The organism is Acetobacterium sp. (assembly GCF_036508315.1).
Taxonomy (GTDB): domain Bacteria; phylum Bacillota; class Clostridia; order Eubacteriales; family Eubacteriaceae; genus Acetobacterium.
Genome location: NZ_DATCHP010000115.1, coordinates 18,800 through 27,899 on the forward strand (window position 1 = coordinate 18,800; position 9,100 = coordinate 27,899).

9 protein-coding genes are annotated in these 9,100 nt (G+C 39.1%); 6 read left to right on the plus strand and 3 right to left on the minus strand.

What is annotated here, in order from left to right:
• Positions 1-17 precede the first annotated feature (17 nt).
• The 3 genes from VIK44_RS14110 (at position 18) to VIK44_RS14120 (ending at position 1,847) form a co-directional block, all read left to right on the plus strand.
• A complete protein-coding gene (locus tag VIK44_RS14110) occupies positions 18-395 on the plus strand; it encodes a MerR family transcriptional regulator (protein WP_331554531.1) in 378 nt (125 codons plus the stop codon).
• Between the two features lie 137 nt (positions 396-532).
• A complete protein-coding gene (locus VIK44_RS14115) occupies positions 533-1,411 on the plus strand; it encodes an SDR family oxidoreductase (RefSeq protein ID WP_331554532.1) in 879 nt (292 codons plus the stop codon).
• 67 nt (positions 1,412-1,478) lie between these two features.
• A complete protein-coding gene (locus VIK44_RS14120; protein WP_331554533.1) occupies positions 1,479-1,847 on the plus strand; it encodes a TnpV protein in 369 nt (122 codons plus the stop codon).
• 171 nt (positions 1,848-2,018) lie between these two features.
• Here VIK44_RS14120 and VIK44_RS14125 read toward each other — a convergent pair whose 3' ends face one another.
• Positions 2,019-2,555: an HdeD family acid-resistance protein gene (locus VIK44_RS14125; RefSeq protein ID WP_331554534.1), complete on the minus strand. Its 537-nt coding sequence runs from the start codon at positions 2,553-2,555 to the stop codon at positions 2,019-2,021.
• Positions 2,556-2,979: 424 nt separating this feature from the next.
• Between VIK44_RS14125 and VIK44_RS14130 the strand changes: the two genes are divergently transcribed.
• The 3 genes from VIK44_RS14130 to VIK44_RS14140 all read left to right on the plus strand — a co-directional run bounded on the left by VIK44_RS14130 (position 2,980) and on the right by VIK44_RS14140 (position 6,303).
• Positions 2,980-3,705: a TrmB family transcriptional regulator gene (locus VIK44_RS14130; protein WP_331554535.1), complete on the plus strand. Its 726-nt coding sequence runs from the start codon at positions 2,980-2,982 to the stop codon at positions 3,703-3,705.
• Positions 3,680-4,936: a diaminopimelate decarboxylase gene (locus tag VIK44_RS14135; RefSeq protein ID WP_331554536.1), complete on the plus strand. Its 1,257-nt coding sequence runs from the start codon at positions 3,680-3,682 to the stop codon at positions 4,934-4,936. Before VIK44_RS14130 ends, VIK44_RS14135 begins: the two co-directional genes overlap by 26 nt.
• A gap of 131 nt (positions 4,937-5,067) precedes the next feature.
• Positions 5,068-6,303 (plus strand): LL-diaminopimelate aminotransferase, encoded by a 1,236-nt coding sequence (locus tag VIK44_RS14140; protein WP_331554537.1) that lies wholly within the window; start codon positions 5,068-5,070, stop codon positions 6,301-6,303.
• A gap of 855 nt (positions 6,304-7,158) precedes the next feature.
• On the opposite strand, the gene VIK44_RS14145 is transcribed toward VIK44_RS14140, so the two are convergent.
• Both VIK44_RS14145 and VIK44_RS14150 read right to left on the minus strand, forming a co-directional pair.
• The gene (locus VIK44_RS14145; protein ID WP_331554538.1) at positions 7,159-8,019 is read right to left on the minus strand and encodes an SDR family NAD(P)-dependent oxidoreductase; all 861 of its coding nucleotides are present in this window, start codon (positions 8,017-8,019) and stop codon (positions 7,159-7,161) included.
• Between the two features lie 206 nt (positions 8,020-8,225).
• A partial coding sequence (locus tag VIK44_RS14150) for an MATE family efflux transporter (RefSeq protein WP_331554539.1) occupies positions 8,226-9,100 on the minus strand: 875 nt, incomplete at its 5' end.

Below are 9,100 nucleotides of genomic sequence, written 5' to 3' on the forward strand. Positions count from 1 at the left end.
TTTGGAGGAAAGTAAAGATGACAATTACAGAAGTAAGTAAAAAGTATGATATGTCTCAGGATACCCTGCGTTATTATGAGCGAATCGGATTGATCCCACCAGTCAATCGCACGAAAAGTGGGATTCGGGACTATACTGAAGAATCATGTGCCTGGATTGAGCTGGCAAAATGCATGCGTTCTGCCGGAATACCCATTGAGCCCCTGATTGAATACTGCGTATTGACCCAGCAGGGCGACACAACCATCGCAGCCAGAAAAGATCTGCTAACCGAAGAGCGTAAAAAGCTTTTGAAAAAAATGGACGATACAAAAAAGACGTTAGATCGACTGAATTACAAAATCGACCGTTATGAAAAAGCTGAAATTACAGGTGTTTTATCCTGGGATGAATAGATCGATTCTTATTGCACTGTAAAAGCATTTAAAAATCTCTGTACATAAGTATGGAGATTTTTTTTGTTAAAGAATTACTAAGTCCTTGACTTGGAGTTCACTCTAAGTGTTAGAATGTTAAAAAAGGAGGTACTATCATGAGTAAACGAAAAAAAGATGTTGTTGTTTTGACAGGTGCTGGATCCATTGGTCTGGCTATTGCCAGAAGAGTCGGAGCGGGAAAGCATATTGTCGTGGCCGACTTGCATTTGAAAAATGCGGAAGTAGCTGTAAAGACATTATATAATGCAGGATTTGAAAGTAGTATGGCTTCTTTGGATATTTCTTCCAGAGAATCCATTCTAAGTCTGATCAAGACGGCACTGGAATTTGGAAAGATTACTGGATTTATAAATGCCGCCGGAGTATCGCCTTCACAGGCTCCGATTGAAGCGATTTTAAAAGCGGATCTGTATGGTACAGCTGTTCTACTGGAGGAACTCGGTAAGGTCATTGAAGAAGGCGGTTCTGGTGTGATTATTTCTTCACAGTCGGGATATCGTCTGGGGGTACTTCCTCAGGAGCAGAGCGATTTGCTCGCAACAACGCCGACAGAAGAACTGCTAAACCTTCCATTCCTTCAGGCCAGTGAAGTAAAAGGCACACTTCATGCTTATCAGCTATCAAAGCGGTGTAATGGTCTGCGCGTCATGTCTGAAGCTGTTAAATGGGGCAAAAAAGGAGCACGCATCAACTCAATCAGTCCCGGAATCATCATCACGCCATTGGCAAATGATGAATTGACTGGACATCGGGGAGAAGGTTATCGAAGAATGCTAAGCCTTTGCCCGGTTGGCAGAGCCGGTACTCCAGATGAAGTGGCTACAGTAGCAGACCTTTTAAACGGAAGCCATCAACAACATCATGAAGCAGAACATAGCCATCAATACTTAAATAAATTAATAAATACAAAATTTTTATATTTATTGATTTATTTGGGTATTAATATAATAACATACAAAACCATTTCTCATTGAGTTTGGAAAAATCGGCCATACTACTGAACGAAAAGTCTTTAGATTCAAATAAAAGGAGAAAACTTACGTGAACAATAACACATTTAAAGCAATGAAATTAAACGATCATTTTGATGAAGGTTATCGGAGCCCGAATTTCAGATCTCTCATTTCACCGAGTCGGAATTTTGGAAAGTATGAAGAGTTGAGATACAATTATTTGAAGGAGTACAAGAAAACCCTGTTCAGGGAACTGCTTTTTCAGGATAAATTGAACGATCATTTGGCAGCGGTGGAACAATCAGCTAGGAATCGAGTGGATCAGATTATATGTTGTCTGCTGGCGAAAAATCCGGCTCCAGAGAAGAAATCAAAACCCCTGGAATGGGTGGAACATATGAATAAAATAAAGGCACAAGCGAACAAGATTGTCATTCAGGAACTCATTTACAATTAGACAGGTTCCAAACCGGACAGAATATATTAACAGATGCCCCAAATAACGTGTATATTATATGAATATCGTATGTAAATAATGGATAAGGCATATGATGAACGATTCAATAAAAAATTAAAAGCACAGGATTCTATATAGAATCCTGTGCTTTGTTAACGTTTTGAAAGAATATTAGGCATTACTTGTCATGCTTGAGGCAAAAAGTGCGATGCCGCCTACGATCAAATAAATACCTGCAATGACTGGAAAGATTAATAAAAAGACATAGGGGTTGAAAAGAAAAAAGAATCCCAGAATAATATTAATGACTCCGGAAGCCGTGAGCCACATAGTATCGCTGCCGCCTGCTCTTTTGATTGCTGCTGATGCCGAAACTTGATTAATCCCGGTGAATAGGACCATAAATGCCAGTATAAATGCAAAAGTCGTTGCATCTACCAAAGCCGGAGAAAAAATCAACATGAAACCAAGAATAATGGCTATAATCCCTGTTGTAAGACTCCAACCATTTTTCACCTCACTTACGGCATATTCGTAAACAAGATATACGCCATAAATCATGAGACCAAAAACGAATAACCAGACCATCATGGATACGAAAAACTGTGGGGCCATGAAGACGCCAATACCAAGGAGAACCATTAGGATGGAGACGACAATCCCCACGGTTTTACTGCCCTTGGCCACGTTACTTACATCACTGTTCATTTTTCACTTCCTCCTTTAAATTTTGTTAGTTGTTAACAACTACACTATATTTATACCCAGTTCTCTCAGCTTAAACACACAAAAAAAGAAAGCTAAATAATATATTTTTTATGCCCTGATTAAAGGTACAGTTAGACACTTAAGCATTGATCAAAGAGAAATTGACGATTGCCTGAATGATATAACCTAATCGGCAATACCCTTATTTCCGAAAATCTATAGGTCCATTTCTTAAAACGAATATTGACAAAAAATTAAATATGATGTATAGTATTACTAAGCAGGAACACTATGAAATAAACATGATAGAACTGTGACGGCAATTTATTAATAAGTCCAGGATTTTTAGATAATGATCATTGGGAGATGTGCTGATCATTGCGATGAAATTTTATAAAAAAAATAAATAAGGATTGATACCATTATGGATATCGTTGAACGACTGACACAATTTGACTTGACCCGACACGAGGCTTCCATCTATTTAACCCTCATTTCGGAAGGGGATTTGAATGGATATGAGGTTGCAAAAGCAACTGGCATTGCAAGATCGAATGCATACACTTCCCTTGCTTCTCTGGTAGAAAAGGGAGGGGCATTTGTAATAGAAGAATCGACCATTCGATATACACCGGTTCCTATTGAGGAATTCTGTGAAAATAAAATCAGAAAACTTCAGGAATCAAAGAAAGACCTGATCAAGAGCATCCCCAAGAAAAGAGATGTGGTTGAAGGATACATCACCATAAAAGGCGAGAAAAATATTTTGAATAAACTGAAAAATATGATTTTAGAAGCTCAAGAGAGGGTATATCTTTCGGTATCAGGTCAAATACTTGAAACCGTTCTTTCGGATATTAAGAATGCAATCGGCAAAGGAACTAAAATGGTGATTATCACTAATGGGCCATTTTGTTTAGAAGGGGCTACCGTATATATTACGGAACAACCACTTCAACAGATCCGACTTATTGCTGATTCAACTAATGTTCTCATTGGCGATATGAATAATGGTGAATACTCGACCTGTCTTTATTCCAAAAAGAAGAATCTCATTGACCTGTTTAAAGACTCGATGAAAAATGAAATAAAATTGATTGAAATCATGAAAGGAAACAAAAAAAATGAAAAAGACTTTTGTAAGCTATGAAAAATTAAAGGAAATCGTAAAAGAGTACCCAACGCCTTTTCATCTCTATGATGAAAAGGGAATCAGAGAAAATGTCCGTCATCTCCAGGAGGCATTTTCATGGAATAAGGGTTACAAAGAATACTTTGCAGTAAAGGCCACACCCACGCCGGCAATCCTGCAAATTCTAAAAGAAGAAGGCTGCGGCGTCGATTGCTCATCTTATACTGAACTGATGATGTCTGACAAGGTAGGGTTTCAAAATGACGATATTATGTTTACTTCCAATGTCACCCCAAAAGAGGACTTTGTCCTGGCCCGGAACTTGAATGCAACCATCACACTTGATGATATTACCCATATTGATTTTCTGGAAGAAGCAGCAGGGATCCCCGAAACAATCAGCTGCCGATTTAATCCAGGCGGGGATTTTGTGATCGATAATGCCATCATGGATACCCCACAGGATGCAAAATATGGTTTTACCCGGGAGCAAATGACAGAAGGTTTCAAAATACTCATGAGTAAAGGGGTAAAGCATTTTGGCATCCACGCATTTTTGGCAAGTAATACCATTGCCAATGAATATTATCCGGCTCTGGCTAGAATACTCTTTGAAACCGCAGTTGAATTACAGCAGGAAACAGGTGCGCACATTGCGTTTATTAACCTTTCCGGAGGGGTGGGCATACCCTATCTTCCTGATCAGGAGGCAACGGATATTTATGAAGTCGGACAAGGCGTTAAAAAAGCATTTGATGAGATTTTAACACCTGCCGGAATGGGCGATGTTTCCATTTTCACTGAACTCGGAAGATTTGTTCTGGGACCATTCGGTCACCTGGTATCAACTGTGCTTCACGAAAAACATACCCATAAAGAATACATCGGTTTGGACGCCTGTGCGGCAAATCTGATGCGTCCGGCTATTTATGGGGCGTATCACCATATTACCGTTATGGGTAAGGAGAATAAACCCTATGACCATAAGTACGATGTCACAGGGGGATTGTGTGAGAACAACGATAAGTTTGCAGTTGACAGGATGCTGCCGAAAATTGATATCGGAGATTTGATCGTGATGCATGATACCGGCGCCCACGGTTTTTCGATGGGCTATAACTACAACGGAAAGCTGCGTTCATCTGAAATTCTCCTGAAAGAAGATGGGACAACAGAACTGATTCGACGTGCAGAAACTCCAGATGACTATTTTGCTACCTTGGATTTTTCAAAATGGTCTAAAAAATAATTAGAGTTAAATTTATCGCAAATTATTTATTATTTAGTGGATTGCGAAATTCATAAAAAACAAACAGCAAAGCACAGCATACTTTTGGAAGCACCTATTATTATTTTTATTTACTGAAAGGAAAAAATAAAATGGCATTAATTAACGAGAATTATCTAAAATTACAAGGAAGTTACCTTTTTTCTGAAATAGCGAAGAGGGTGGATGCGTACAAGGCTCAAAACCCGGAGGCAGATATCATTAAACTTGGCATCGGAGATGTGACCAAGCCATTACCGGAAGCTGTTATCACCAGCATGCACAAAGCAGTTGACGAAATGGCTGATGAGAAGACGTTTAGAGGATATGGTCCTGAACCGGGATACGACTTCCTCATTGAAAAAATCATTGAGTTTGATTACAAAGCCCTGGGAGTCAACCTGGACATTGACGAGGTTTTTGTAAGTGACGGCGCCAAAAGTGATACCGCAAATATCCAGGAAATCTTTGGTCTTGACAATAAAATTGCTGTTACTGATCCGGTTTACCCTGTTTATATTGACAGCAACGTTATGGCCGGGAGAAGCGGCAGTTTAGGCGACGATGGCAAATGGACAAACATGACCTACATGCCGTGTACAGCTGAAAATGGCTTTATACCCCAGCTGCCAAGTGAGAAAGCTGATCTCATCTATCTGTGTTTCCCCAACAACCCCACAGGGACAACCATTTCCAAAACAGAACTGAAGAAGTGGGTGGATTATGCAAAAGACAATCAGGCAATTATTTTGTATGATGCTGCCTATGAAGCCTATATCCAGGAAGATGATGTGGCCCACAGCATTTATGAAATTGAAGGCGCCAAAGAGGTAGCCATCGAGTTTCGAAGTTTTTCAAAAAATGCCGGATTTACTGGAACCCGATGTTCTTATACCGTTGTTCCCAAGGAAGTTCTAGGCTACACCGCTGCCGGCGAGGCAACTGAAATTAACAAATTATGGAGCAGAAGACAGGCCACCAAATTCAATGGTGTTCCATATATTATACAAAGAGGGGCTGAAGCTGTTTATACCAAAGAAGGACAAAAGCAGGTCAAAGCCCTCATCGACTACTATATGTATAACGCCAAGCTTATACGAGAAGGTATCAAGAGTACCGGTATTGAAGTTTTCGGAGGCGTAAACGCTCCATATATATGGCTCAAGACACCAAAGGGAATGGATTCCTGGTCGTTTTTTGATAAAGTGCTTCATGATGTCAATATTGTGGGTACACCTGGTGCTGGTTTTGGCCCCAGTGGTGAAGGATACTTCAGACTGACTGCTTTTGCAAGCAGAGAGAGTACAGAAGAAGCCATTGAACGATTCAAAACAAAATTTAAGCTGTAACAGCTGGGCACCAGGAAAATATTTTGTGGAACGTCAGCACTTCACAGTATTATTGAAACCTTAAATCTGAATAAATCATGTCAAACAGCATGGGCTCACCTAGCCCATGCTGTTTTTATTCGAAATTTTTAGAATACGATACCTTAATATTATCTTAATATACAAAATTAATACAAACGTTTACATGTTATCTATTTACTTTTTGAAAAAAGGTGTTATACTTAAGATAAATCAAAGATCAACTTAATCCTTTCTGGATTGAATGATTTCGATCATTGAAAAGCAAACACTCCCATAACTCAACCAAAAGATTAATGAAGTTAGCCAAGGTTGAAAGTAAAGTTTTAGCCAACAGTAAAGTGATTCGATTTTAATGGTAAAGGAAATGATTTGAATGTAAAAACAGATTGCTTCGAAATCAAGAGATGGAGGAACCCTCACAAGAGCGTTTAATGATAATGTTTAAAGATCATTTTTGGACAACGAAAATCTCCAGCGGTTTGTAAAAACCATATTGGATTTGAAATTGGAAACGGGAAATAGTCCGAGATCAAGAATGACAGTTAGAATATGTTAAACAGTTTTACGTGAGTTAAAAGAATCCTGATTTTGAAAACAGAATGATCCTAACAGAGTGAATGGTGTTTGCACTGGAAAGTAAAAAAGAAGGTTTTTGGTAAAATCAACAGAAGGAGTCCAAACGGATGACAACAGAGATTTTGAGCTAGGCCGGTTCTGCAGGTGAAAATGTGGAATCGGCTCTAGCTTTTTTTTGAGCCTGAAAATTTGATTTCGTTGAGCTATTCTGAACGAAATCAAATTTTTTCAAAAGCTGCTTGACCATGCTTTAATGAATCAAGCATGGTCACCGTAATCCATTTCATACATTTTAACAACAGCCTTATCGAGGACAAAAGACGGCATCAGGAGCAGCAGTTTTGAACTGGCCTTGTTTTTTGAAATAATATATCTGGCCTTCGGATTTTTTTTGTCCAATATTCCTGCAATCTTCAAAGCGGCAAGCTCCCTGTCCATTCCGGAGTTTCCGCCATCTATGAATTTGTCCCGAAAAAGGTAAAGGCTTTTCAAATATTTTTTATCTACAAATGAAATGTCCTGGTTCTTGGCCTTGTTCCAGATCGGTGTTGCAATGGCAGCGGATTCCAGCAGAATGGTTTTAATCCCGAAGGGATTCATCTCCCGTCTCAGGGAGTCGCAAAATCCTTCAAGAGCAAATTTTGTTGAAACATAAGGGGATAGAAATGGCAATGCAACCCTGCCGGCCATTGAACCGTGTATCATGATTTTTCCTTTATCTCGTATCAGTTCAGGGATCAGGGCCTGGATGATCTCAATCACACCGAAAAAATTGATTTCAAAACATTCTCTGTAAATACTCATGGGAAGATTTTCAATAGACCCCCCTAAGGCAACACCTGCATTTGCGATAACCGCCTCAAGTTTCCCCTCGCTTTGGCAAAGGTCTTTTACATAGTGGCAGAAATCAACCACTTCTTCCGGTTTCCGAAAATCCATTTTCCGGGAATAGACGTTGGGTTCATTTTCAAAGGGGTTTTGATCCAGATAGGATAGAATAACCTTATATCCCATTTGAAGCAGGACAAGGACAAGACTTTTGCCCACGCCAGAATCACAGCCCGTAATAACGATCAGTCCCCTGGATTTTTTATCCAGAGCAATTTCAATTTTCTTCATAATTTAACACCTCATAGTATTGATTTTTCATTGCATACCATCCTCATTAATTCTATAAACTGTTGTTCTCTTTATTCATGTTTATACCCACAATTAATCATTAACAACCATAAGATACCCATAACATAATAATAAGTTTATTACGTTATGGGTATAAATATTGATATCAGGGATTTTGCAATATGGAATGATTGTTCAGCAACACTCTAATAATACAAATAGGTCAGGCGGAACTTTTTCACATATATAAAAGCAAGGACTAAGGTTGATATTTCGGCGATTGGGACAGCCATCCATAGGCCGTTCATACCAAAGATCAGAGAAAAGCCCAGGATGTTAACCACCGTAAACAAGAAGGTTCTGGCAAAGGATATCTGAGCGGAAGCTTTTCCATTTGAAAGTGCGGTGAAAAGGGAAGAAGTGAAAATATTGATCCCTGCAAATAAGTAACTGATTGAAAACAGCAAATAACCATGATAAGTAATAATGTAAGACTCTGAACCTTTAGGTAAAAATATAGAAACAACCGGTCCTGCCATCAAAAAAGCCAATACAATCATCAGGATAGAAAAAGCAACGATGGTCTGCATACATATTTTAAAAATGCTTTGAAGCTGTTTTACATTTTTACTGCCATGGTTGTAGCTGATGATCGGAGCCACACCATTTGAAAAGCCGAGAAAAATTGAGGTGAATATAAACTGAGTGTATAAAACAACCGTTACGGCAGCAACTCCGCTTTCTCCGGCAAAATGCATCATGGTTAAATTCATCAGCCACGCGATCACGCTGCCGGCAAGATTGCTGACCATTTCAGAAGAACCGTTAATACAACTTTTAAAGATTGCATTAAGATCAACAGTATGTTTTACAAAATACAAATTGGTTCTGGGTTTTGCAAAATAAAATAAAGCGAAGATAGGGGTAATTAAATAGCCAGTAGCCGTTGCCCATGCAGCACCAGAAATTCCCATATTCAACACGACGATAAAGACATAATCCAAAAAACCATTGAGCAGTCCTGAAATCAGTATCAAACATAGTCCGATTTTGGGCTTTCCGGCGGTAACAAACAAAGTGC